This window comes from Achromobacter sp. KK8 (genome assembly GCF_054188005.1).
Genome location: NZ_CM135178.1, coordinates 5,797,253 through 5,821,291 on the forward strand (window position 1 = coordinate 5,797,253; position 24,039 = coordinate 5,821,291).

Annotated in this window: 16 protein-coding genes and 1 pseudogene; 6 read left to right on the forward strand and 11 right to left on the reverse strand. The window is 70.3% G+C overall.

Annotated elements, in window-relative coordinates; all coding sequences use genetic code 11:
* Positions 1 to 130: 130 nt before the first annotated feature.
* The 4 genes from ACVN9Z_RS26625 to ACVN9Z_RS26640 form a co-directional block, all read right to left on the reverse strand.
* Complete coding sequence (locus ACVN9Z_RS26625) at positions 131 to 12,721, reverse strand: filamentous haemagglutinin family protein (protein WP_458212827.1); 12,591 nt, start codon at positions 12,719 to 12,721, stop codon at positions 131 to 133.
* Between the two features lie 125 nt (positions 12,722 to 12,846).
* On the reverse strand, positions 12,847 to 13,842 hold the full coding sequence (locus tag ACVN9Z_RS26630) for a FecR family protein (RefSeq protein ID WP_049054288.1): 996 nt from the start codon (positions 13,840 to 13,842) through the stop codon (positions 12,847 to 12,849).
* Positions 13,839 to 14,387: an RNA polymerase sigma factor gene (locus tag ACVN9Z_RS26635; RefSeq protein WP_020928616.1), complete on the reverse strand. Its 549-nt coding sequence runs from the start codon at positions 14,385 to 14,387 to the stop codon at positions 13,839 to 13,841. Before ACVN9Z_RS26635 ends, ACVN9Z_RS26630 begins: the two co-directional genes overlap by 4 nt.
* Positions 14,377 to 15,072 (reverse strand): STN domain-containing protein, encoded by a 696-nt coding sequence (locus ACVN9Z_RS26640; protein ID WP_458212828.1) that lies wholly within the window; start codon positions 15,070 to 15,072, stop codon positions 14,377 to 14,379. The genes ACVN9Z_RS26635 and ACVN9Z_RS26640 overlap by 11 nt, the downstream gene beginning before the upstream one ends.
* 215 nt (positions 15,073 to 15,287) lie before the next feature.
* Here ACVN9Z_RS26640 and ACVN9Z_RS26645 point away from each other — a divergent pair, with 215 nt between their 5' ends.
* Positions 15,288 to 15,668: a hypothetical protein gene (locus tag ACVN9Z_RS26645; RefSeq protein ID WP_054436995.1), complete on the forward strand. Its 381-nt coding sequence runs from the start codon at positions 15,288 to 15,290 to the stop codon at positions 15,666 to 15,668.
* 21 nt (positions 15,669 to 15,689) lie between these two features.
* On the opposite strand, the gene ACVN9Z_RS26650 is transcribed toward ACVN9Z_RS26645, so the two are convergent.
* The 5 genes from ACVN9Z_RS26650 to ACVN9Z_RS26670 form a co-directional block, all read right to left on the reverse strand.
* The gene (locus ACVN9Z_RS26650; RefSeq protein ID WP_006384946.1) at positions 15,690 to 16,055 is read right to left on the reverse strand and encodes a cupin domain-containing protein; all 366 of its coding nucleotides are present in this window, start codon (positions 16,053 to 16,055) and stop codon (positions 15,690 to 15,692) included.
* Positions 16,056 to 16,072: 17 nt separating this feature from the next.
* A complete protein-coding gene (locus ACVN9Z_RS26655) occupies positions 16,073 to 16,627 on the reverse strand; it encodes a helix-turn-helix domain-containing protein (RefSeq protein ID WP_020928619.1) in 555 nt (184 codons plus the stop codon).
* A gap of 118 nt (positions 16,628 to 16,745) precedes the next feature.
* Entirely contained in the window at positions 16,746 to 17,531 is a 786-nt protein-coding gene (locus tag ACVN9Z_RS26660) for an aldolase (RefSeq protein WP_458212829.1), read from the reverse strand.
* Between the two features lie 13 nt (positions 17,532 to 17,544).
* Positions 17,545 to 18,180 carry a glutathione S-transferase family protein gene (locus ACVN9Z_RS26665; protein WP_458212830.1) on the reverse strand — a complete coding sequence of 212 codons (636 nt, stop codon included), beginning with the start codon at positions 18,178 to 18,180 and terminating at the stop codon, positions 17,545 to 17,547.
* A 2-nt stretch (positions 18,181 to 18,182) separates the two neighbouring features.
* Positions 18,183 to 19,145 (reverse strand): Bug family tripartite tricarboxylate transporter substrate binding protein, encoded by a 963-nt coding sequence (locus tag ACVN9Z_RS26670; protein WP_006384942.1) that lies wholly within the window; start codon positions 19,143 to 19,145, stop codon positions 18,183 to 18,185.
* A 255-nt stretch (positions 19,146 to 19,400) separates the two neighbouring features.
* Here ACVN9Z_RS26670 and ACVN9Z_RS26675 point away from each other — a divergent pair, with 255 nt between their 5' ends.
* Both ACVN9Z_RS26675 and ACVN9Z_RS26680 read left to right on the forward strand, forming a co-directional pair.
* Positions 19,401 to 19,763: a hypothetical protein gene (locus tag ACVN9Z_RS26675; RefSeq protein WP_006384941.1), complete on the forward strand. Its 363-nt coding sequence runs from the start codon at positions 19,401 to 19,403 to the stop codon at positions 19,761 to 19,763.
* Complete coding sequence (locus ACVN9Z_RS26680; protein WP_458212831.1) at positions 19,763 to 20,416, forward strand: AAA family ATPase; 654 nt, start codon at positions 19,763 to 19,765, stop codon at positions 20,414 to 20,416. The genes ACVN9Z_RS26675 and ACVN9Z_RS26680 overlap by 1 nt, the downstream gene beginning before the upstream one ends.
* Positions 20,417 to 20,657: 241 nt before the next feature.
* Here the strand turns inward: ACVN9Z_RS26680 and ACVN9Z_RS26685 are convergent, their stop codons facing one another.
* Positions 20,658 to 21,239: a hypothetical protein gene (locus ACVN9Z_RS26685; protein WP_024069672.1), complete on the reverse strand. Its 582-nt coding sequence runs from the start codon at positions 21,237 to 21,239 to the stop codon at positions 20,658 to 20,660.
* A gap of 434 nt (positions 21,240 to 21,673) precedes the next feature.
* Between ACVN9Z_RS26685 and ACVN9Z_RS26690 the strand changes: the two genes are divergently transcribed.
* The 3 genes and pseudogenes from ACVN9Z_RS26690 to ACVN9Z_RS26700 all read left to right on the forward strand — a co-directional run.
* On the forward strand, positions 21,674 to 21,829 hold the full coding sequence (locus ACVN9Z_RS26690) for a hypothetical protein (RefSeq protein ID WP_155257629.1): 156 nt from the start codon (positions 21,674 to 21,676) through the stop codon (positions 21,827 to 21,829).
* A gap of 55 nt (positions 21,830 to 21,884) precedes the next feature.
* A complete protein-coding gene (locus ACVN9Z_RS26695; RefSeq protein WP_458212832.1) occupies positions 21,885 to 22,841 on the forward strand; it encodes a DUF2332 domain-containing protein in 957 nt (318 codons plus the stop codon).
* A gap of 2 nt (positions 22,842 to 22,843) precedes the next feature.
* A pseudogene (locus ACVN9Z_RS26700) lies at positions 22,844 to 22,936 on the forward strand (VOC family protein); the annotation flags it as partial.
* Between the two features lie 61 nt (positions 22,937 to 22,997).
* Here the strand turns inward: ACVN9Z_RS26700 and ACVN9Z_RS26705 are convergent.
* Entirely contained in the window at positions 22,998 to 23,993 is a 996-nt protein-coding gene (locus ACVN9Z_RS26705) for a tripartite tricarboxylate transporter substrate binding protein (protein ID WP_006384937.1), read from the reverse strand.
* Positions 23,994 to 24,039: the final 46 nt, after the last annotated feature.

The following is a 24,039-nucleotide window of genomic DNA, read 5'->3' on the forward strand; positions in this document are numbered from 1 at the left end:
CGACGGCCGGACGCAGGGCGGAAGCGGCATGGTAGCGGCCGCATGTGACGGTCGGGTGACGCCCGCGTGACGATCGAGGCCGCATCGCCCGGCAATCGTCATGTGCGCGTCACCCGCGCGCCGTCCGCCCTTACATCGCCAGCCGACTTTTCTCGATCGGGCTGAGCGCGCGCATCTCGCTGTCGTCCAGCGTCCCGGCCCCCAGGACCTGCACCGCGCTGGCGGCGTCGTAGCCGGTGGCCGGCCCCGGCGCCGCCGGCCGGGACGCGCCCGCCAGCGGCTCATCGCCGTGTCCCAGGATCTGCACGGTGATCACCGATGGCAGGTTCCGGCGTGCCTGGCTTTGGGCGCGCTGGACGGAATCCTGCGCGGCGTTGACCGCGGAACTGGCGGCGGCACTGGCCGACGCCAGCGCGCCTGTGTTGGCCGCAGCCGCCACCGGGACGCCCTGGCTGTCGCCCTGGGCCTGGATGTTGGCCGCGTTGACCACCTGCAAGGCAGCGATGTTGACGTTGCCCGAGACCCGGATGCCAGCCTCCCCCGCGTCAATGGTGCCAAGCGGGGCGTACAGGTCCACATCGCCTGCTGGCACCTCGGGCAGCGGCGCCAGCGTCGCGATGCCCGCGCCCGTGCTGGGCGCGGCGGGCGACAGCGTCACATTGCCGACGCTGTCGTAGACACGTTTGGGAGGTGTGTACAGCACACTGGTCTTGGAACCACGGCCCGCGTTGATGTCCCCCTGCGCGGACCAGGCGGTGATGCCGCCACCGAACGTGGTCATGACGCGGCTCTGGCCCAACAGGATGCTGCCCAGCGCATACAGCTGGATATCGCCTTCGCCCTGTGTAATGATGCCGGCCGTGGCGGGCGGCGCCGCGCCTTCCACGCCGAACACCTGCTGTCCGCCCGGCGTCAGCAGCTGGATGTCGCCGCCGAAAGCGGTGCGGATACCGGCCGCGCCATACAGCGTGAGATCGCCCTGGTAGGCACCGGGCGCGGTATCCGGGAACAGCGCCGCGATGGCCTGGCGGCCGCGCAGGTAACTGGCGCTGCGCGGACCTGACTTGTCGTTGTATTCGCGGCCGCCTGCGCGCAGTTCGGCAAAATACACCTGGCGCGCAAAGATCCGCTGCTGCTCGGCGGGCAAGGCGTCGAAGTAGGCGCGCGCCTGCTCGCCGCTGCCCGCGAAACCGTAGCGCTGCGTCAACCACAGCAGCAGTTCCGCCTCATAGGTCTTGAAGGGCAGGCCCTGGTCTTCACGCGGCCGGCCGGCATCGGCCAGCCGCGCCGGATCCAGGTAGCGCGCCAGGAACCCGGCGTAGTCCGGCCCGGCCGCGCCCACCCCCGCCTGCACGGCGATCGACGCTCCCGGCCGCGGATCGCCCGGCAGCACCGGGCCGAGGCTGCCGATGGCGGCCCGGTCGGCCATCAGCACGTGGCGGCCCGCCGTGACCTCCAGCACGCCCGGCCCCGCCACCTGGAACGTGCTGTACAGGATGTCGCGGCCCGCCGCGACCCGCGAAACATCGAGCCCGTCCCGATGCAGGAACAGATTGCCGCTGGACACACCGTCGCCGATCCCGAAGGTATAGCCGTTGCTGGTGGGCACCGCGGTGGGCTTGCCGATGTCGGTGCCCGAGGCCACGATGTCCCGTCCCGCCATCATCCGGACCGGGCCGGCGGCCTCGAACCAGTTCAGGCCGGCCTGCGGCCCCTGCGCCACGCTGATCAGCTCGCCGCTGCGCAACCCGACGATGTCGCCGTCGCGCGCATATAGCCGCGTCACGGCGTTGGAGCCGGCGGCGCCCGCGGTCGGTGCGCCGAAATGGAACAGTGGGTAATGGATACCGCGCGTCGCGGCGCCACCGCCGGCCCCCTGGTTGCCCAGCAATACCGCATCGCTGGCCAGGGAGTCATAACCGGCGAAGGCGGGGTTGCGCACGCTCGCCATCACGGTCGGATCGGCGCCGGATCGATTGATGGCGTAGCCGCCAGCGTAGATCGAGTCGCCGGCCAGCAGTTCCAGTTGGCCGCGAGCGCCCGGCGCCAGGGTAAGCGAATACGGCACGCCATCGATTTCGCTGTTCAGGTAGCCCGCGGACGCGCCGGCGTAGACGCTGCCGTCGTAGGCGGTGGCGCGCAGTATCGACGGATACAGATAGCGCGCGTCCGAGGCCGACGTGTTGCGCCCCGTCTGCAGCGGTGAATTGCGGGCGCTGTGCGCGGTCTGGCGGCTGGGCGCGAGGTTGCCGCCAGCGCTGGCCAGTTCAATGGCGGTGCTGTCGGTCCACATCGAAAACCAGCTGTAGCCGCCGCCCGCCAGCGCGGTGCCGTCGGGCAGCCGGAACGGCGTGCTGTTGGGCACTGCGACACGGCCAGGGTCGCCAGCCCCGCCCAGCACCAGGTCGCCGCGCGTATCAACGCGCATGACCGCGTCGCCAGGCATCAGCACCAGCCCCCCCGTGGCGCTGGCCAGGGTGGACGTGTAGGGATCGTAGCCGCGGCTTTCCTTGGCGTCCTGCAGGGTCGCGTTGTTGCCATATTGCAGCGCCAGGCCGCCCACCGCGCCCGCCGAGAGGCGCACGCTGCCCCGCAGGTTGATCAGGGCGCCCTGCAGGTCCAGGGCCGGGTCGCCATAGAAGGGCTTGGCGCCCGTCGTCGTCGACACCAGTCCGCGCGCGTTCTGGGTCGGATTCAGCCGGCCGCCGATGCGCACGTCGATATCCCCGCCGCCGGTCAATGCGAGGGCGCCGTCGGCAGCGACGCGGCCGGTGCTGCCCACCGCAACGACCAGGCCCTGGCTGCGCGGGTCCGAAGCGGTGCCGCGCGCGTCGATATTGCCGGCGTCGCCGTCGGCGCGCACGCTGACGTTGCCGCCGCCCAGCGCGCCGAATCCGGTGAAACCGGCCAGCAAAGGCGTGCCATCCTTGAACGAGGCAGGGGCCTGCGTATAGCTGCCGAAGTTGATCCACCATGCCGTGGGTGTGTCACCGCCGTTGGCGCTGCCCGTGCCCTGGCGCCACAGCCAGTTGCCGACGCCGACGCTGGGATCGATCACGCGTCCCTCGAGGGACGCGGGCACGGTCCTGCCCCATACGTCGCCGCGCAGCGCGCCGCCGGCATACAGGTCGAGATTGCCGCCCGCCTCGGGATACCAGGCCTGGTAGGCGCCGTCCGCCACGAACGGCTCATAGGTCGAGGCGTAGGCATCCCCCAGCACCGTGCCGCCATAACGGCCGCGCGACAGCAGGTAGGCCGGCGCCACGTCGGCCGCTTGCGTGCCCGCCGTGTAGACGCCATAGGCCGACCGCAGGCTGATGTCTCCCCCCGCCGCCAGCGCCAGATCGCCCGTGCCCGTGCGCAGCACGCTGAAGTTCTGCGTATGGTTAACGATCGTCAGGGTGGTCTTGTTCGCGACGCATTGATCGGGAAATGTCTTGCACAGCGCCAGGTCGCCATCGGCCACCGGCTCGCCTCCGGGGAACCCCAGCCAGTTGTCCTCGGCCCACACCCAGGGCGGCGGCGGCACGCACAGGCCGGGCGTGACATCGCACAGCCACTGCATTTCGTCCGGCACCGGTTTGCCCGGTTCGGCGCCGTAATCCGGCGCGTCAGGCCCCCACACCAGCCGGGCGTTGCCCTGCTCCAGACTGACGTTGTAATGGCTGTCGGCCAGCGTCAGGTGGCCTGCGCCCGGCAGGACGCGGCGCGGATCGGCCGCCTCCAGGTCGGCGCCCGCCACCAGCTGGACCGACCACGACTGGCTGCCGGCGGGCAGCATCGGCGCCAACGCCCAATTGCGCCGCTGCGCCGCCGTGGCGTCCGGCCGCAATGGCACGTATTCGGTGCCGGCCGGAAGCATCAGCTTGGCCTGCGACGGGATCAGCGCGCCCAGCTTGAGCGTGATCGTGCCCGCCAGACGCAGCACGTTGGCCTCATTGCCCTGGGTGGTGTGCAGGTTCGGCAGGGCCACGTCCGCCGGCCAGGTGAACGCCTGCAAGGCCGTGCCCTGCGCCAGCAGCGTGCCCGCGCCCAAGCGCGTCCCCGCAGGCAGTTCCACGGCCTGCGCCAGCACGGTGCCGGCCCCGTACAGCAACTGTCCGGCCGCATCGCGCACGTCCCCGGACACCACCGTGCCCGGGGCCAGCGACAGGCTCTGGTCCAGCACCGCCTCCACCGGCAGGCGCGTCCCCGCCGCCAGCGTGGTCGCCTGCAAGGGCAAGGGGTAATTCAGGGTGCGCCCGCCCGGGAACTCGGTGCCTTCGGCCAGCTCCACTCCCCCGCGCGGCAGGACCACGTCACCGCCGAAGGGCTGCGTCCCCGGTGTCAGGATCCAGCCGTTCTCGTCGTCCGGCGACGCCGGCGGCGGGGCGAAACCGTCGTTGATGCTGCCATATACATCCAGGTTGCCCTTGGCCCGCAGCACCAGCGCGCCCGCCTCGCCGGAGCCATACGCGGCGCCCAGCGGCGTGCGCGGATTCAGGCTGGCATAGCGATAGCCCGACAGGTCCAGGTCGCCTTGCACGACCAGGTCGCCGTCCGCACTGCGGCTGACGATCTCGACGCCGGGCCGCAGATGGAACACGTCGCGATAGACGGCATTGTTCAGGCCGGCGAGCTTGCCGCCGAGCAGGTTGCCGTTGGCCAGCGCGCGGCCCATGAAAGCCGCACTGTCGGCATGCTTTTCGTTCAGGTAATCCTGGTCGATGATCTGGTATTCGCGCCCGCCGCTGCGCTCGGCGGGATCACCGGGACGGGCATCGTCGTAGCGCTGCGTGGCGATCAGCGTGATTGCCTTGGCGCCCTCGATGGCCAGAGGTCCGCGCGCCTCGATGGCAATGTCGCCATATGTGGCGGCGGCATCCGGCGCGCCGCCCCCGTTGATGCCGGCGTTGCCGGCCGCATCGACGCGCGGCGCCAGCAATTCCAGCGTGCCGCGCGCGGCGCCATCGTGCTGCCCCGCCGCCGTGCCTTGGGTGGCCGCCGTGCCATGGCGCAAGTCGATGCGCGCGCCCCCGGCCAGGGTCAGCACGCCCTGGCCGGCATTGAGTTCGACGACGGCGCGGTTGGGCGCGTCGATGATCTTGCCGTAGCTGTCCACGCGCAGCAGCGTGCCGTGCGCATCGAGCACGGCGCCGGACGCCAGCGTCAGCCCTTCGCGCGCCGCCAGCCGGATGCGGCCGACCCGTTCGCCGCTGGCGTCGACACGGCCCGCCACGGTCAGGTGGCCGCCGTCCAGCGACAGATTGATATCGTTGGCGCGCAAGGCGTCGCCCACCGTCAGGTTGCCCTGCTTGATCTGGAAACTGCGCGCGCCGCTCACGCCGCCCTCGTTCAGGCGTTGATTCAGGGCGTCGAAATCGGCATCCAGCGAGCCCGCCGCGCCCAGGCGCTGCGCGCGAATGTCGATGCTGCCGGCCCGATACGGCACCAGCGTGCCTGCCGCGTCGTAGCGCCCCGACGCGCCGCCCAGTATGCGGCCGAGCAAGGCCACCTCGCCGCCGGTCGGGGACAGCGCCACCGCGCGCAGGGCGCCGGCGTCGTTCTCGCGCGCCGACAGGTCGATCAACGCTCCGCTTTCCTGGCGGATGGCGCCCAGGCCGCTTTCCAGGATCAGTTCGCCGCCCCAGCTGTAGCGCCATACGTCGTTGAAGGCGATGGCGCGGCCCGCCAGGTCCAGCGTGGAGCCCGCCCCTAACAACACACTGTCGCGCCCCGTCAGCGTCAGCTTGCCGCTGGGCAGCACAATGGCCCCGCCGATCCGCACGTTCGCCCCCGTCAGGCTCAGCTCCGCGCCCAGCGCCTGAACCGGCGCGACCGGCGCGCCCGCCGGCGCCACGACCCGCACGTCGCCACCCGCGATGAAACGGTTGACGGAGCCGGCGACACCGGTCAGCAGCGGCGTGTTCACCGTCAGGTCGCCACCGCTGTACGCGTAGCCACCGCTGCCATAGGCGCCTTGCGACTGGTACACCGCCAGGCTGCCACGATGGTTCGCGGTGACGCGTTCGCTGGCATTGAGCACGACAGCGCCGAAGCCCAGTGCCAGGCGGGCGTTGTCGTCCACGCCGTTGGGCTGCGCCCCCTGGCCGTAGCCGAACTCGATGCGCTCGGCGTCAATGCGCAGGGTGCCCCGGCCGGTGCCGGCGCCGCCCGCCGCCACCGCGCCGGGCGCCTGCGTGGCCCCGTTCCAGACCAGATGCCCGGTGCGGATGGCGGCCTCGTCGCCGCTTTCACCGTAGCCGTACAGGGCCGGCGTGCCCAGCGCCAGTGTGGCCAGGCTGTAGCGGCCGCTGGCCGGGTCGCGCGTATCGAGCGCCACGGAGCCATAGAAATTGATGGCGTCGCGCGCGGTCAGCGTCAGCACTTCGAGCCCCGGCGCGCCGCTACTGACATCGCCACGCAGGAGCCGGGCGAGAATTTCCTGGTTCAAGGTCAGGCCGCTCGGCAGCACGCCACGCGCCGCCGCCTGCTCCAGCGCGGTGGCCGTGCCGACATTGACTGCGCCGACCGCCAGCGTCAGGTTGCGGGTTCCGTAGCGCACCGCCTCGCCCAGGTCGAACACGCCATTGACCGCCGCGGCGATGGTGCCTTCGGAGTACAGCCCCGTTGCCGAGGGACACGGCACCGCCGCGCAGGTGCCGATGCGGATCGACCCGGCGGCCTGCGCGTCGGGCGCCAGCACATCCAGGCGCCCATTGGACAGCGCCAACAGCGCCACCGCGCCAGGCTGGAAGGCATAGCCCTGCGTCGAATCCACCGACGGCGCGCCGCGTCCCAGCGTCGACAGCCCCGCGCCGGCCTCGACTTCGATCTCGCGCGACGAGACCAGGATCTCGGGCGTGGCCAGCTGCGCACCGGACCGCAGGATCACCCGCTGCGCGCCGCCCTGGAAGGTGTAGAAGCGGCCGCCCTGTCCATACTCGACCACCGGCAGGGCGCCGATCACCAACCGGTTGGCACCCAGGGCCGCCAGCGCATCCGCCTGCACCGATGCGCCGCCAAAGCCGGCGCTCGGCGCCTGGCCGGCCGGCAGGATTTCCACCTGGCTGCTGCCGCCGTTGAGCGCCGCGGTGCCGGCGAAACCGCCCGCCGCCGCCCGGAAATCGGCAACGCCGTCAAAGCGCAGCGCCTGGCCGTCGGACGTCCCCGGGAATATCGTCAGCCGCAGCGTGCGCGCGTCGGCCGGCAACATCGCGCGCGGCACGCCCCGCCTGACCGCGTCGGCACGCACGAAGCTGGCGTAGCTGGTCTCGTTGTATTGCGAATAGGTTCGCAGCACGGCGGCCGGCGTCAGGATCACCTGGCTCGGCAAACTGTCGGCCAAGGCCGTGCCGGCAGTGGACAACGTGCCGCTGGCCGCCCATGACAGGTTGCGCAGCCGCATCGGCGCGATGGCCGGCCCCGCGGCCGCGGCGCCGTTGATCTCGACGCGGAAGGCGCCCGGCAACAGCGCGAAGGTGGAAGGCATCAAGGTATAGGTGCCGGCCGGCAAGCCGGGCACGCCCGCGCCCACCGTGATCTGGCGCCCCACGCCCGGCCTCGACGCGCCTGCCTCGCCGCCCGCGGGCGCATAGCCGGGTTGCGCGCCCGGCACGATGGCATAGACCGGATGGTCCGCCAGGGCCGGCAGGAAAAAACCGCCGTCGGGCGTGTTGCGCACCAGCGGAAAGTAGCGCGCATCGGTTGAACCGCCGCGGCCCGACACGAAGCCAGCGCCGGCCAGTTCGCCGCCGCCCGACAGATCCAGCAACGCGCCCGGCGCCGCATCCACGTCGCGAAACGCCAGCGTGATGCCGGTGCGCAGATAGGCGCCCTGCTCGAAGCCCGTCGCCCCGCCCACGCCGACCAGCGCCACCTCCTCGCCCTGGAACCGGTATGACACCCCATCCGAGGTGCCGCCGTAAGGCATCACCAGGCCGGCGCCGCTGACGGACGTGACGCTGCCCGGCAGCAGGGTCAGGCGCCGTGTCCCCAACCGTTCGCTCAGGTCGCCCAGGACGATCGCGCCCAACGGGGCCCGCAGCACGCCACCCTGCTCGACGCTGGCGGCGGCCAGGCGCAGCGTGCCGAACGCGGAATACGGCACGGGCGGCAATGCCGCGGCCGCGTCCACACGGCCGACGCGCAAGGTCCGCGCCGGATCGAACACCAGTGCGCCGGATGCGAGGTCGCGGGTGTGGCCGGCCAGCACCTCCGCATCAGCTCCCGTGGCCGGATAGAGTTGCGCGGCGACCAGATCCAGGTCGCCGCGCGTCCACAGGCGCGTGCGCGGCTGATCATCGTTGGGGGCCAGGAAGCGCATGTCGCCGCCGCTGCGCAGCTCGACACGGTCAAAGCCTGGTCGCGTCACCACGAGCGGCGTGGCGCCGGCGACTTGGATCTGGCCCTGGGTGCCAAAGGACAGGCTGTTGCCGACCTCCAGCAAGCCGCCGGCACGCACGGTGAAGTTGCCCGCCCCCACCGTGGCCGCATCGCCGAACAGCACCCGGGGCCGCGTCAGGCCATTGGTGGCGAAGTATCTGCCCGGGCCCGACAGGCGCACATACGGGGCCGACAGCATCACCCGGCTGTCCGCCGCGTCGGCCCCCGTCGCCAGGGAAAACGCGCCGGCATAAAGCCGCAGACTGCCCGCGGCCGCCAGGTCGACCGCGCCGTCAAAGGACATCAGACCGTTGGACAACAGGCCGATGTGATCGAAGCCCGCGCCGGCCAACACGCGCGCCAGGTCCAGTCGCGCCTGGCCATAACGCGGCTCGCCCGCGGCGGCGCCGCTCGTCAGCACTAATTCGCGCGGCACTTGCACCGCGGCCGTGGCCGTATCACCGCCCCATAGGCGATACAACGGCGTTTCCAGCGCGATATCGAGCGTGCCGCCAGCGGCCCCGGGGCCTCCCGCGCGCGCCGCCAACTGGCCGTCCAGCTGCACGCCCAGGTACGAACTGAGCGAAATCCGGCCGCCATCGCGGTCCAGCCGCAGCGGCCCGACGCCCTGCACGTCCAGATCCACGCTGGCGCCCGAGGCCTCCAGCCGCGCCCCGGGCCGCACGATCACATAGGCATCGGAGGAGGTCGCGGTGGCGCGCTCGTGGTCGATTTCCCCGCCGATGACGATGGCGCCGCCCTGATCCGCCACGCCGTACCTGCGCCCGCGCGCGTCCACGCCAGCCTCGGCGCGGCCGGCGACATCCAGCAGCGCCTGCTCTCCCACCAGAATGGACCGGTCGTGGACCCGTCCGCTGGCGGTTTCCACCGACTCGGCCACGTCGATATCGCCCAGCCGCAATTGCCGGATGTCGATCCTGCCGCCGGCGGCGCTCAATGCGCCCAGCACCGTGATCTGGCCCGCGCCCCGCAGCCGCAGGGTCTGGCCGGGGTCGACGGTGACGCGCGCGCCGCGGCCGATCGTCAGCGCCGCATCGACGTCGGCGCCGGCCGTCGCCAGGTTGCGGCCGCTCTGCAGTGACAGGCTGGCGCCGCGCCGGCGCGTGATCGTTGCCGCCACCGGATCATGCTGATAGACCGGCGGCAGCCAGGCTTGCAGCGCCACGGCCGGCCGCGAGCCGGTCGGCACTTCGGCCGCATCGGCGCCGGGCCGGTAGACCGGCATCGCGACGTCGATGCGCGCGTCGTCGGCCACGGCCAGGCCTTCGCTGCCCGCGATCTGGTAGCGCGAAAAGCCGCGCTGGAACAGCGCCGCCTCCAGCATTAGCGCGCCGTCGCCCGCCGCGCCGGCATCGCCGAGCACCACCTTTGGCGCCGTTACCGCCAAGGTGCCGCCGCCCTCCACCCCATAGCCGCGCAAGTCGGCCGCCAGGCGCAAGCGGCCGCCTGCCGAACCGTCGGCCGCCAGCGTCTCCAGCGTGATGTCGCCGCCCCTGCCGCCGGTCAGCTTGCCCGGCGCGCGCAATGCGGCGCCCGAGCCCACGTCGATCGTGCTGCCCGCATCCAGCAGCAGATCGCCGCGTCCTCGCACCGACACGCTGCCGCCATCCAGATAAGCCAGGGCGCCGGCCTGCGCCGGCGCCAGATTGCGCCACAGCCCCGACGCGTCCAGGCGGGCGTTCGCGCCCAGCGCCACGCGCTCGTCCGCGCCGTTGCCGCCCGCCAGGGTGTCGAGCATGCCGGTCGGCGTGGCCTGCGTCATGACGCTGCCCAGGCGCAGCGCGCCCCCGCGCGCGCTCAACGTGGCGTCCACCGACACCCGCTCGGCAAACAGCGTGATCTCGCCGCCGGGCGCCACCGTCAGGTCGGCGCGCGCGTCAATGTCGGCGGCGGCGATCCTGACGGCGCCCAGGCCCGACGCGCTCAACCGTGCGCTGTCGAGCAAGAGGTTGGCGCCGCGGTCCGCGGGCAGGGCGGTGTCCAGTTCCAGGCCGCCGGCGATGGCTGCCACCCACCCGTCCAGCACGACGCGCGCGGCGGTGTTCTGATTGCGTTCCAATGTGTACCGCAACGCCCCGGTGCGCTTGTCGTAATAGGGCGTGTAGGCGCCCACCACCAATTGCGCGCCGCGCGCCGCGGCGCGTTGCGATTGCTGGTAGCCATCCAGGTCAGAGCGCGCGGCGACGCTCTGGCGCTCGCCCAGGAAGGTGGCGCCGAGCAGTTCGCCCTCCAGCACCGCGCCGCTGGTGCCCACCAGCAGCCTGCCCGCATCGCGGCCCACGGTATAGCCGGTCTCGAATCGCTCGCGCGGGGCGAGCAGCGGGTTGTAGAAATACCTCGTCTGGCCCCAGCGCGCGCTGCGCGCCTCGTACCCCAGGTACAGGCCGGCATAGGCCAGGTCGCCCGGCGCGCGCGACACCTCATACAAGCGGCCGTCCGCGCCTCGCAACCAGCTCTGGCGGATCATGCCGTCCTGCACGTCCAGGGTGCCGCCGGACAGATTGATGGACGAACCGGCGCGCGTCACCACGTCGCCGCCACTGAACTCGACATTGCCGCCTTGCGCCATCCATTCGCCGACCGCGTGCGGCCGCGTGCCGAGATAGCCGCTCACTTCCAGTAGCCCCCCCGCCGTGTACCAGCGATCGGTGGCATAGCCGTTGGTTCCCGCCGGCACCCACACCAGCTCGCGCAGATCCACCCACACATCGCTGCTGTTGAGCTTGCCGCTGTCGCGATTGAGCGGGGCGTCGCGCTGCTCGTTGCCCTGCACGTTGATTTTGATGTTGTTGTTTTCCATGGCGACGGGCACGCCCACCGCGCCGGCCACGTCCAGCACCGCGCCGTCGCGCAGCAGGCTGCGCCGGGCGGCGTGGACCACGATCTGCCCGCCCGTGGCCAGCGTCATGGAATCCGCCGCGAAATCGACCGTGCCGCCGCTGCGGATTTCCACGCGGGACAGGTCGCGCCGGTCGCTGCCTGCCGCGGCCATGGGCGCATCGGTCTGCGCGCCCAGGGGCACGCGCAGGCCATCGCGCTGGCTGTCCAGCGCCAGGTCGCCGCCCCGATCCAGCAGGATCGCCGTGGCGCTGCCTGCGGCCAGCGTGATCCGGCCATCCGCGCCCGCCGCGGCCAAGTGCAGGGTGCCGCGGGCGTTCACCGAAGTGCTCGACAACAGCACACCGCGTTGCGCCACCTCGGCGCCGGTCAATGTCACGTCGCCCAGGGCGGCCTGGATCAGGCCGGTGTTTTCGACACGGCCCGTCGCGCCCGCGGGCGTCACCTCGTTGCCCCGGGTGGTGGACAACTGATTGCCCGCCGTCCCCTGCCCGCGCTTGATGACGAAGCTGTCGCCGGCCGCCAGTTGTGCCTGGCCCCCCGGGGTATCGATCGTGCCGGCGTTGACGGCCTCCTTGCCCAGCAGCAGCACATAACCGCCGCCCGTGGTCGAGGAGGCCGGCGTCGAGGTCTGGAGGCGCGCGCCCGCCTGCACCTCGATGCGGCCGGCGGCGTCGCGGAAAGTCGGCTGGCCATTGTCGCCATACAGGCCATTGCCGCGGAACTGCGCGTCGCTCATGGTGGCGGCGGCCACCACCAGGTTGCGCGCATTGACCTGGCTGGTGCCGCTGAAGATCACGCCGTTCTGGTTCACCACCAGTACCGTGCCGTCGGCCTGGATCGCGCCCTGGATCTGGCTGGGCCGGGCCGACGCGCCCACCACCCGGTTCAGCACCGCGTCGTCGGCCTTCTGCTGGAACCGCAGCGTGGTGTTGCGGCCCACGTTGAACGTGTCCCAGTTCAGAATCGCCCGCGACTGCGTTTGCTCGATGGTCACCAGTTGGCGCCCGCCCTCGGTGCCGGTGCGCGGCTTGTTGGCGCCTTCCCATTTGGCCTGCGCGCCCTCGGCGATCCACAGCCCGCCCTGCGTCAGTCCGTCCGGCACGGCGGCGCCGTTGGCCGCCGCGGCCGCGCGCGCCGCCGCCTGCGCCGCCTGCTGCGCGGCCACCGCCGCGGCGGTGCGATTCAGGTTGTCCAGCGAGCGCTGCAACTGCTGGCGCGACTGCGCCTGCTGGCGGGCGCTGTTGCCGATGCCGGCCAGGCTGCCGTCGGGCATGCGGCCGGTGCGCTGCGCGGTCGACTGCACCGCGCCCTTGTCCGCGAACCAGGCCGGGCTGAAGGCGCGCGCCTGCGCCTGCGCCGCGCCGCTCCAGCCGCCCGCCACCAGCAGCACCGCCAACGCCTGCGACACCTGTGTCGGACGCCAGCGCGGACGCCCGCGCCCCGCCTTACGCGCCCTCAATGCCCTACCGCCGCGTTGCGCCAACCGTGTCTGCATGATCGTCCTTCCTCATTCCTATCGGGGTGTCGCCACCTGGAACAAGACAGACGGATGGAAAAATGCCGACCGGAACCCTGTCATAAATAATTCATGCAGCTTCCCGGCCCGACATTGGTGGCAGCTCAGGACAGCAACACCACGCCTCCGGGCAATCGAGTCACCTCGGCGCCGTAAGCGTCACGAATCAACTGCTCGGCGTCCGCCACCTGCGCCAGCGCGAAGCGCGCCTGCACCCGGCGCCGGCCCAGCCGGCTGTTGAGCAGCACCAGGCGGCCGCGACGATAGCGGTTCAGTTCCCCCACCACGTCCGCCAGCGGCACCCGATCGAACACCAGCCAGCCGCGGCGCCAGGCCGTTACGGCCTCGGTATCCGCCGCCACCGGCGGCATCACCCGCTGGCCGTCGTAGCGCAGCTCCTGCCCGGCGGCCACGTCATACGCCCCCCGCGCGTGCGCCAGCCGCAAACTGCCGGACAGGCAGCACAAGCTGGCTTCGCCGTCGAGATAGCGCAGGTTGAACCGCGCCTCGCGCGCGGTGATGCGGCCGGCGCCGGCCACCACCTGTGTCGCCGGCGCCGCCGCTTCGCCACGCGCATTCAGCGGCCGGCCAACGCGGACTTCGGCCTCGCCCGCCTCCAGTTCGATCACCGCGCCGGCGTCGGGCGCCGAGCGCACGTTGATGCGCGTCTGAGTATTGAGCTCCAGTTCCAGCGCCTCGCCCAGCGCCACCCGCCGCTGCTCGCCGGTGGCGGTGCGGTAATCGGCGCCGAATTCTCCCAGGCCGGGCCACAGTCCCAGCGGAGGACGCCAGGCCAGATACGCGACCGACGCCGCCACCGCGCCCCCCAGGAAGGCGCGCCGGCCCGACGGCGACGGACGACGCGGCGCGGCCCATGCCTTCGCCTCTTCGCGCACCGCCGGTCCCAGCGCCTGCCACAGGCGCTTCTGTTCGGCGAACGCGGCCTCGTGGCGCGCGTCCTGGCGCAGCCAGGCGCGGAATGCCTGCGCATCGGCCTCGGTTGCGGCGCCCGAAGTCAGCATCAACAACCATTCGCGCGCATCGCGGTCATGCGCCGACGCCTCGCCCCTGCGCCTTCCTGGCAGCCCCGTCAGCGTCATGTTTCGTCTTCCTCGCCGGCGCGTCGCGCTGGCTCCTCCTGCGCTTGCAGCACCTTGCCGCAATGGACCAATGCGCGCTTGAGCTCCTTGGACACGATGCGTTCCGACACGCCATAGCGCCTGGCGATCTCCGCATGCGGCACGTCGTGCACCCGGGCAGCCAACAGCATCTGCTGGGTGCGCTCGGGCAACTGGCGCAAGGCGCGACGGAACGCGTCGATCTGGCTGCGGCCTTGCGCGATGCGTGCCGGATCGGCGGCTTCGTCCGTGCCGCCGATCAGCTCGCTGATCTCCACCCCCGTCAATAGACGTGAATCACGGCGGCGCTGGTCCTCGGCGATGTTCAGCGCCACCCGGAACAGATAGGCCGCCGGCTGCTGGATCGACGAACTCGCCGGCAGGTCGTTCACTTTCAGGAAGGCTTCCTGCATCGCGTCATGGGCCAGGTCATCGGACCCCAGTCGGCGCCTGAGCTGGCTGCGGAAATCGTTGTAGCGCTCCAGGAACAGCGCGCGCAGCGAGCCCGGCGACCTGTCATCCCGCATGGCCCGCCCCTCGCGGCGCGGCGCAGTCGTCAGCGCCACCGGCCCGCAGCAATATCGTCACCGGCTGCCGCATGCCGGCGGGCAATGGCCCGGCCGTCACCCCGCGCAGCGCGGTCTCCAACCGGCGATTCAATGGCGCCGATCCCGTGTCCGAGACCCAATCCACCCTGTCAACGCGCCAGGCCTTGTCGAACCAGAGCTTGGCGAGGGCGCGATAGCGGCCCGGCTCGGCCCGCGAGCCCCTGCACAGCGCCTGTTTGAGCGCGCCTTGCAGCGCGGCCGCGTAGGGCGTGTCTCGCAACCGCGCCGCGCTGGCCGCGCGCACCGCCGGCGCCGTGTGCGGCGCGGCCACCAGCGTGAACGAATGCGTGCTGGCATAGCGGATCGCCAACGGCGCCCCCGCCAGCAGCCTGCGCAGGGCATCCCCGGGGGTATAGGTGCCTATCACCGCGGGCGCGTGTCGGCCGGCGGTCAAGGCGGTGTCGACCAGCACCGTGCGGCCGCTGGCCAGGCTGTACTCCGCCAGCGCCTGGTCCAGCGGCTGCGCGGCAATGGCGAATGCCATCTCGCGCGGCGGCGCCCCGGCGCTGCCCGCGCCGGCCAGCGCCCACATCCCCAACGCCAGGCAGGCGCGTCCCATCCAGCCCCCGCCCGGCGGACAGGCAAAGGTCATGGACGCCAACATGGAGGAAAAATGCCAGGCATTGCCGTTGTCGCGAGTGCCGGCGCACCCGCCTCGAAGGAAAGGCGCCATGCTAGGACGCGTGAATGACGCAATCGTGACACGCCACATGCACGCGGCGCCGGCCCGCCACGCAATCGTCACCTGCGCGCGATCATCTGTCCCTATACTGATGGCACGGTGGCCACTGGCCGCCGGGCCTTTTCCAAGGAGCCCGCATGCGCATCCCTTGCCCCTTTCCGCACCGCGCCGGTCTGCTGTTGCTGGCCGCGCTGGCGCTCGCGCCCCTGACGGCGGGCGCCCAGACCGCGCCCGCCGCGCAGGCCACGCCGGTGCCGCCGCCCGCGTCGACGGCCGGGCCCGCGCCCGGCGGCGCCTGCATCGAGACCGAGGTCAACGGCTACCGCGCGCTGTCGTATGGCTGCCTGAACCAGAAGATGGCGCCCGACGCGGCGCCCAGGCCGCCGCCCGCGCTGGGCTCCGAAGCCATCACGCAACGGCCGCCCAACCAGATGGGCCTTCCCACGCCCGCCACCATCGGCAACCGCATGGGCAACACCTTCGGCACCTCGGCCTATCCGCAGCGGCCAACGCCGTAGGGCGTCTTCAGCGCCGCGCGTTCAGGCCGTGCGGCTGATGAAATAGATCTTCTTGACGAAGGTATCGACTTCCCAGCGGCCGGTATAGCCCTCCGGCATCACGAAGGCCTCGCCCACGGTCAGTTCGTGCACGGTGCCATCCGGGTCGACCAGGCGCGCCGCGCCTTCGACGATGTAGCCGAATTCGATGTAGCCGGTGGTATTGGACTGGAAACTGCCGGCCGTGCTCTCCCACACGCCGGCCTCGGCGCGGCCGCCGTTGCCTTCGAACGCGGTCACGGTACGGAACGCCGCGTCGCCCGAGAGGGGACGCTTGGGCTTGCCGGGCACCGGATTCTTCATGGGGCCGGCGTCGATGCGGACCAGCCGCGATTGATCATGCTTCACTGCGCTTTCCTTGGAGTTCAATGCGCCGCCACCACGAGCACCTCGGCCGCGCCGCGGCTGACCGTGCGCATGCGATGCGGCAGTTCGGAATCGAAATAGAGCGAATCGCCGGCGTCCAGGCGGAACTCGCGTTCGCCGACCTGGACCTCGATGGCGCCCTTGAGCACCAGCAGGAATTCCTCGCCGGGGTGCGGAAACACCGCGGCCGCGTCGGGAAACTCGCGCGGCGGGTGCACGATGAAGGGTTCCATGGCCTTGACCTTGCGGCGCCCGGCGAGCGATTCGTAATGGTATTCAGTACCCAGGTCGCGCCGCTGCAGCGCTTCGCGATCGGCCACCCGCACCAGGCTGACGACCTCGTCCTGCGCCGCGCCATCGCCGCCCACCAATTGCGACACGCCCACGCCATAGGCTTCGGCCAGCCGCAGCACGGTGGAGATCGAGGGCTCGCTCAGGCCCCGCTCCAGCTTGGACAGATAGCTCTTGGTCAGGCCCGTGCGCTCGCCCAGCTGTTCCAGGGACAGGGATTGTTGGCGGCGCAGCGCGCGCAGGCGGTGAGGCAGGTCGATCATGGGCGGGAAAATGGCGGAAACGACCGGTAAGCATGCCCGAAACCCGTCCGGCCGTCGAGTCGGCCTCCCCTGCCCATCCGGGGCGCCATGACCGGCCCGCGCCCCGGGGCGGATCGCGCTACGCGCCCAGCACGTCCGGGTGCTGGCGCAACGCCCGCCGCGCGTAGTACGAAAAACCCACCTGCGAGCGCTTGGGCGTCAGGATCCAGTCGTGCGCCTCGCGCCCCAGCGCCGGCGGAATCGGCTGGATCTTGCCGGCCGCCATCGCCAGCAACTGCATGCGCGCGGCGCGCTCGAACTGCAGCGCCAGCACGCAGGCCTCTTCCACCGTGCCCGCGGCCACCAGCATGCCGTGGTGCGACAGCAGGATGGCGCGCTTGTCGCCCAGCGCCGCCGAGATGATCTCGCCTTCCTCGTTGCCCACCGGCACGCCCGGCCAGTCCTTCAGGAACGCCACGTCGCCATACAGCGGGCAGTTGTCCATGTGCGAGACCTCCAGCGGCACCTCCAGCATCGACAGCGAGGCCGCGTGCAGCGGGTGCGTGTGGATGATGCAGTTGACGTCCGGCCGCGCCCGGTAGATCCAGGAATGGAAACGGTTGGCCGGGTTGGGCATGCCGCCGCCTTCCTGCACCCGCAGGTCCTCGTCCACCAGCAGCAGGTTGCCGGCCGTGATCTCGTCGAAGCCCAGGCCCAGCCGCTGGGTGTAGTAGCGGTTCGGTGCCGGCGCGCGCGCCGTGATCTGGCCGGCCAGGCCCGAATCGTGCCCGCCGTCGAACAGGATGCGGCAGGTCAGCGCCAGGCGCTCGCGCAGCGTCCAGTCGGGCGTGTCGAACTGGCGCTGCATCTCGGCCTTGGCCCGCGCGATCAGTTCATCCTTGCCCAAATGCATCGTATCGGCCATCTTTGACTCCTTGCTATGCCGTTTCCAACAACGGCGTAAAGCCCGGCAGCGCGCGCATGCGCGCCAGCCAGGCGTTGATGTGGGTAAAGGCGGACAGGTCGTAGCCGCCCTGCTCCGCCATGCTGGTGTAGGGATAGAGCGCGATGTCGGCGATGGTTGGCGCCTCGCCCACCAGGAAGGCGCGGCCCGCCAGATGCGCCTCCATCCACGCCGCCGCGCGCATGCCGATGCGGCGCCACTCGACCATCGCCGGGTCATCCACCCGCGCCGTGCCGCGCAGGTGGATCAGCAGCCGCGGCTGCGCGAAGGCGTGCATGTGCTGGGTCTGCTCGAAACTCAGCCAGCTGGCCACCTGCGCCTGCGCCAGCCGCCCCTCGGGCAGCCACGGCGAGCCCCGGCCCAGATACCACAGGATCGCCTGCGACTCCGCCAGCCACACGCCTTCGGGCGTGCGCAGCGCGGGCACCTGGCGCCACGGATTGATGCGGCCGAAGGCCTCGGTCTCCAGGTCGCCCTGCACGATGTCGAACGTGCGGCGCGTCAGCGCCAGCCCCATGTAACCGCAGGCCATCCGGATCTTCCAGGCATTGCCCGAACGCAGCGTATCGGCCAGTTCCAGCGGCTGTCCCGCCAAGGGATGCGTGGTCATCGTCAATCCATCCTGATATCGGCGCGCTTGACGATCTCGGCCCATTTCTTCTTTTCGGCCGCGATGAAACGCTGGTATTCGTCCGGCGCGCCGGTGTACAGCTGCGTGCCCTGTGCCGCCAGCCTCGCCTTCAATTCAGGCGAGGCCAGCGTCTGGCGCAGCGCCGCGTTGAGTTTTTCCAGCACCGCCGGCGGCGTGCCGGCCGGCGCGAAGAACGCATTCCACGAGCTGATCTGCAGCCCCGCGTCGCCAGCCTCGCCCGCGGCCGGCACCTGCGGCGCCGACGGCAGGCGCTGGTCCGCCGCCACCGCCAGCGCGCGCAGCTTGCCCGACGCCACGTGCGGCATGATCACCGGACTGGCATCCATCACCACGTCCACTTGCCCGCCGATGGCTGCGTTGACCGCTTCGCTGCCGCTCTTGAACGGCACGTGCACGATATCCACGCCCGCCGTCAGCTTCAGCAGTTCCAGCCCCAGGTGCGGCGAACTGGCCGTGCCCGCCGAACCGAAATTCAGCTTGGCCGGGTGCGCCTTGGCGTACGTCACGAAGTCGGCAAAGTTCGCCGCCGGCAGGTCGCCGCGCACCGCCAGCAGATAGGGCGAGCCGGACACCAGTCCGACCGGCGCGAACTTGTCGGCGTCGTAGCTGAGCTTGGCGTAGATCAGCGGATTCACCACCTGCGTGCCCACCGTGCCCATGAAGATCGTATACCCGTCGGCCGGCGCCGTCGCCGCCACCTGCGCGGCGATCACGCCGCCCGCGCCGGGCCGGTTCTCCACCACCACGCTCTGGCCGAGCGCATCGCCCATGCCCTTGCCCACCTGGCGCGCCACGATATCGGTGATGCCGCCGGCGCCGAACGGCACCACCAGCCGGATCGGATGATCCGGAAACGCGGCCTGCGCGCCGCTACCCGCCCCTGCGGCCACCGCCAGCGCGGCGGCCATGATCATGCGCTTCATAGGTTTCCCCTTGTGTTCGCCGCTGGATCGCGGCTATGACACAAAGTGTCCTATAGAGCATTGATTTTCCGCAAGGGAAATGTGATTGGGGGAATCCCTGAGCGGGGGGGCGCTTGTTGCCAGTGGCGGCTTTCGGCTGTGGATTCAAGCGGACAGTCTCCCCGTGCAGTTCCATAAGGCCAATTAAGGGAAAAAGGGTAAAATGGGCAAAATGCCTATTAAGGCTCAACCAAACCCGCTGTAGGGAGAACGATCATGGCTGCTTCCGCATTGCTCGCTGAACCTATCACCCGCCTGCCGGCGAAGCCCGCCTCGGCAGTCAAGAAGGACGGCTGGCGGGGTGTCGTCCGCAGTCTTGCCGCCGCCGAAGGAAGGCTCGTCGTCACGAACCACGATGAGCCGGAGGCCGTGATCATGACGGTGGCCGAGTACACACGGATCATGGACGCGCTGAGCGCTGCCCAGGCCGCCGTGCCGGACCCGGTCGAAGACCTGCGCCGCAGCTTTGATCAACGACTTGCCGCGCTGTCCGCCCCCGACGCGGCCGAGCGCTTGCGAAGCGTTATGCGCAACCCCGGGCCGTTGGCTGGCCGGGTTAAGGCCGGATCCACATTTTGATGGAACGCCCGATTCTGTACGTGCTGGCGGGAGTGAATGGCGCCGGCAAAAGCTCAGTGGGCGGCCATATCCTGACTCAGGCCGGCATGGCCTGGTTCAACCCTGACACTTTCGCTCGTGAGCTTGTACAGCGCTTGGGCCGATCCCAGGAACAGGCCAATGCCGAGGCCTGGGCGGAAGGGGTGCGGCGGCTGGACGCGGCCGTGGCGGCGGGCGGGTCGTTCGCCTTCGAAACCACCCTGGGCGGCCAGACCATCGTGGAAAAGCTCATCGCCGCGGCGTCGACACACAATGTGCTGGTCTGGTACTGCGGCCTGCGCGACGCCGAGCACCATATCGCGCGAGTGCAGGCCCGGGTGGCGCGCGGCGGCCACGACATCCCCGAAGAACGCATCCGCGAACGCTGCAAGACGTCCTGCCGCAATCTGCTGAAATTGATGCCGCACCTGGTCAGCTTGCGGATCTACGACAACAGCGTGGACGTAGAGCCTGGCGAGGCCGTGCCTGAGCCGGCTCTGGTCCTCTACGTGGACGAGGGCCAGGTGCACTATCCCACTTCGCTTGCGCAGATGCGGGACACGCCTGATTGGGCGAAGCCGCTCGTTGAGGCCTCGTTGTCGGCCAGCGAGCAGTGCAGCCTGCGCTCGGTATAAAAAGGGCTGCGCCGGGGCGGCACCTCGGACCTGGTAGGCGCGGACGCTGGACCCGCAGCGGGGGATCACCCGCGCCACTTGCCACCAGGCGCCGGTGGGCAGCGTCGCTGGCGCAGGGTTGCAGCGGCCAGTTGACGGCGGTGCAGGTTGAGCGCCATGACGGACCATTGCCGTCGGTCCGGGCCTTCGATCCGCCCCAAACGGCAGCGTCCGCGCGCTGACCCCGCGCTCCGCTGCCCCGCTATCCCGGCAGCTTGCCGTGCTTGTGCTTGGCGCGTTCGGCCAGTCGCAGCGCCATGTCCTGCTGGCGCTGCATCAGGTCGGCGATCTGCTCGGCATAAAGATCGATGAGATCGCCGCCCACCGGCTCCGGATCAGCCCCGTCGTCGATCGCCACGACGGCCCCCGCCTGGTCCACGCCCCAGATCCGGCTGCCGTCGCCCACGATCTTCAGCACCGGCAGGATGCCGGGCAGACCGGCCTCTGCAAGCTGACGCTGTTGCGCCGAAATGCTGGCCCATTCAGGCAACTCCGGCGCATCGATGCCCAACAGCACCACGCCGCGCCAGAAGGTCCAGGCCGGGCCGACTTCGAACTCCTTGGCGCGCGGCCAGACTTCCTCGCGCGCCATCACGCACAGGCCGTTGGTGCGCTGGCAAAAGGCCGCGAACGCCGCCGGCAGCGCGAACCCGACAGCGGCCTCCAGGCTCGCGATCGCGGCCGCATCGGGCGCGGGCGCGGCCACCACCTCGAAATACGCGGCGTCCACGGGGTCCAGGATCTCCCATATGCGTTTGTGGAACTGTTCGGCGGTCATGGTCATGCAAGTTTCCTGAATCAAAAGACAAGTCCCGGCCCGCCGCCAGGACGGGAGGTCGGAACGGCACAACACTATAGCCGCGAAGGTAGCCGCGTGGCCCCCGGTTTGGCGCGACATCGGCGGGCAGTGGCATCTCTCCGATGGCCGGCAGCCGGCGGCCCGCGGCGATCAATATCTGGGAGACTCATTGCGGAATGCGCCGCCTCGGCATCGTCTCCATTGCACACGCTCCTCACGGGCGCCGCATGCCGCGATACCAGCCTCCCGGACATAGCGCGGCGAGTGCATGCCGCGCCTGCGGACGGCACGATTGCACAAGAAGTCCTTGAAGCTCCAAGTCCGGGCAAGCCTCAGTACCGATCATCCGAGGACCGCGCAGAGGACGCGGGAATTGCTACGCGCGCAGGCGCTGGCCAACCCGCCTCATACGCCTGGCCATGCGAATCCTGATACCTGACATCCGGGTCGCGACCGTCGCGGATCGCAACCCGGCCGCCGGTCGGTTCACCGTGATGTTCGCCTGTTTCGTCGCGCTGCATCGTGATGTCCTGCCGGGGACGCCGGGGAGCGATACCGGCGAATTCTTCCCCTGAGTCGATGTTGCGGGACGATGCTAATCTGCCCTGATTCATCCGGAGAGGACATGGCATGGATCGAATAGCCGACCGCTATCTGAGGTTTGCCAAAATCGAAGCAGCTGGGCGATCGCCGTTGTACGAACAATGGGCATTCCATGTGGCGAAGTCGTTTTCCGCATTGACATTTCTCCGCGGATTGCCTGCCGATAAGCAGCAGCCCAACCTGCTGTTCGCGGCGCTGCGCCATACGGCGGGCTTGCCTCGATCACCTGCGGAATGCGATGCGGCGCTGGCGCGCCATGACGCTGAAATTCGCGCGCTCATGCTGGCCCGCTCCACCCAGACCAACGAACCCGGGCGCTGCGCGGTACTGATGCCCGCCATCGCCACGATCCCGGGCAAGATTGCGTTGATCGAGGTGGGCGCGTCGGCGGGACTATGCCTGCTGATGGAAAGGTATGGCTACGACTGGGGCGTGCAGCGCCTGACACCGGATGTGGGCGTTTCGGACTACCCCGTCCTGTCCTGCGCGGTCACCGGCACGCCACCGCTGCCCCGCAGGTATCCAGACATTGTGTGGCGGGCGGGGCTGGACTTAAGCCCGATCGATGTCCGCCTCGACGCAGATTTGAAATGGCTCGAAACCCTTGTCTGGCCCGAGGACGAGCATCGGCTCGCACGGCTTCGGTCAGCGCTGCGCATCTGTCGGCGCGAACCGCCCCGGATCATCAGAGGCGATCTGCTGCGCGACCTTGCCTCTGTGGTCGCGCAAGCGCCAGCAGATGCCACCGTCGTGGTGTATCACTCAGCCGTCCTCAACTATGTGACCGATCAGGCGCGGCGCAATGAATTCGCGCGGGCAATGCTGGCGTCACGCTGCATTTGGATCAGCAACGAAAGCCCGCTGGTCTTCCCTCAATTCCTGCCCGACACGGCGCAACAGCCCCCGGGCATGTTCTTGCTATGCGTTGCCGGAAATCCCCTCGCCTGGACCGATCCGCATGGCGCCACATTGCAATGGCTGTGATTGACGGTCCCCCGGGGCTGCGCCCGCACTATCATCCCCACTACTACGCCGCCTTTGTCATCGGGCCTGACGGCCACAACCTGGAAGCCGTTTGACCATCTCCCGCCGGGTTGAAAGGGAATGCGCGTCCCGCCCGGGCGCGCAATCGCCATGCCGTTAAGGCATGTCGCGGATCCCCGCCTGCTGAACGATCGTGTTCCAGCGCGCCTCTTCGTCCTTGACGTAACCGCCCAGCGCCTGCGGCGTCCCCACCTCGGCAACCAGCCCCTCCAATTGCAGCGCCGCCTGGAAATCCGCATTTGCCGACACCGTCTTGATGGCGCCATTCAAGCGATCGATGACGTCCTTGGGCGTCCCCTCGGGCACGAACACGCCATACCAGCTGTCGACGAAATACCCCGGCACCCCCGACTCCGCCACCGTCGGCACGCCCGGATAGGACGGCGAGCGATCCTTGGTCGTCACCGCCAGCGCGCGCAACTGGCCGTTCTTGATCTGGCCGCTGACACTGGCCGAGGTCGAGAAGATCATATCGATCTGCCCGCCCATCAAGTCGTTGATGCCCGGTCCCGCGCCCTTGTAGGGCACATGCAGGATATCCACCTTGCCCAGGCTCTTGAACATTTCCCCGGCCAGGTGCGCGGACGTGCCGTTGCCATAGGACCCGAAGGTCAGCTTGCCGGGATGGGCGCGGGCATACGCCAGGATGTCCTGCACGCTCTTGAACCTGGACTTCGGCGACACCACCAGCACGTTGGGCGACTTGCCGATCAGCGCGACCGGCGCGAACGCCTTGTCGGTGTCATAGGGCAGCTTCTTGTGGATGGCGGGATTCACGGCATGCGCGAAGGTCGCCATCAACAGGCTATAGCCGTCCGCCGGGCTTTTGGCCACGTTCTCGGTGCCTATGATCGTGCTGCCGCCCGGCCGGTTCTCGACAATGACGGATTGGCCCAGCGCATCGGTCAGGCCCTTGGCCAACTGGCGCGCGATGATATCGGTGCCGCCGCCCGGCGTGAACGGCACGACGATGCGCAGCGGCCGCTCCGGAAAGGCGGCCCGCGCCAGCAAGGGCATCGCCATCGCAGTCAGCGCCGCCAACGCGGCGGCAAGCCCCTTGGCGCCGCGCGCCCGGATCCATTGGTTCTTCATGATTTGTCTCCTGGTATTGTCCAGCGCCGATCTGCTCGCGGCGCCT

Coding starts and splice junctions, on each gene's coding strand:
- ACVN9Z_RS26690 (WP_155257629.1), top strand. CDS start 21,674: ATGCGAATCCTGATACCTGACATCCGGGTCGCGACCGTCGCGGATCGC.
- ACVN9Z_RS26705 (WP_006384937.1), bottom strand. CDS start 23,993: ATGAAGAACCAATGGATCCGGGCGCGCGGCGCCAAGGGGCTTGCCGCC.
- ACVN9Z_RS26685 (WP_024069672.1), bottom strand. CDS start 21,239: ATGACCATGACCGCCGAACAGTTCCACAAACGCATATGGGAGATCCTG.
- ACVN9Z_RS26625 (WP_458212827.1), bottom strand. CDS start 12,721: ATGCAGACACGGTTGGCGCAACGCGGCGGTAGGGCATTGAGGGCGCGT.
- ACVN9Z_RS26680 (WP_458212831.1), top strand. CDS start 19,763: ATGGAACGCCCGATTCTGTACGTGCTGGCGGGAGTGAATGGCGCCGGC.
- ACVN9Z_RS26640 (WP_458212828.1), bottom strand. CDS start 15,072: ATGTTGGCGTCCATGACCTTTGCCTGTCCGCCGGGCGGGGGCTGGATG.
- ACVN9Z_RS26660 (WP_458212829.1), bottom strand. CDS start 17,531: ATGGCCGATACGATGCATTTGGGCAAGGATGAACTGATCGCGCGGGCC.
- ACVN9Z_RS26655 (WP_020928619.1), bottom strand. CDS start 16,627: ATGATCGACCTGCCTCACCGCCTGCGCGCGCTGCGCCGCCAACAATCC.
- ACVN9Z_RS26635 (WP_020928616.1), bottom strand. CDS start 14,387: ATGCGGGATGACAGGTCGCCGGGCTCGCTGCGCGCGCTGTTCCTGGAG.
- ACVN9Z_RS26630 (WP_049054288.1), bottom strand. CDS start 13,842: ATGACGCTGACGGGGCTGCCAGGAAGGCGCAGGGGCGAGGCGTCGGCG.
- ACVN9Z_RS26670 (WP_006384942.1), bottom strand. CDS start 19,145: ATGAAGCGCATGATCATGGCCGCCGCGCTGGCGGTGGCCGCAGGGGCG.
- ACVN9Z_RS26695 (WP_458212832.1), top strand. CDS start 21,885: ATGGATCGAATAGCCGACCGCTATCTGAGGTTTGCCAAAATCGAAGCA.
- ACVN9Z_RS26665 (WP_458212830.1), bottom strand. CDS start 18,180: ATGACCACGCATCCCTTGGCGGGACAGCCGCTGGAACTGGCCGATACG.
- ACVN9Z_RS26645 (WP_054436995.1), top strand. CDS start 15,288: ATGCGCATCCCTTGCCCCTTTCCGCACCGCGCCGGTCTGCTGTTGCTG.
- ACVN9Z_RS26675 (WP_006384941.1), top strand. CDS start 19,401: ATGGCTGCTTCCGCATTGCTCGCTGAACCTATCACCCGCCTGCCGGCG.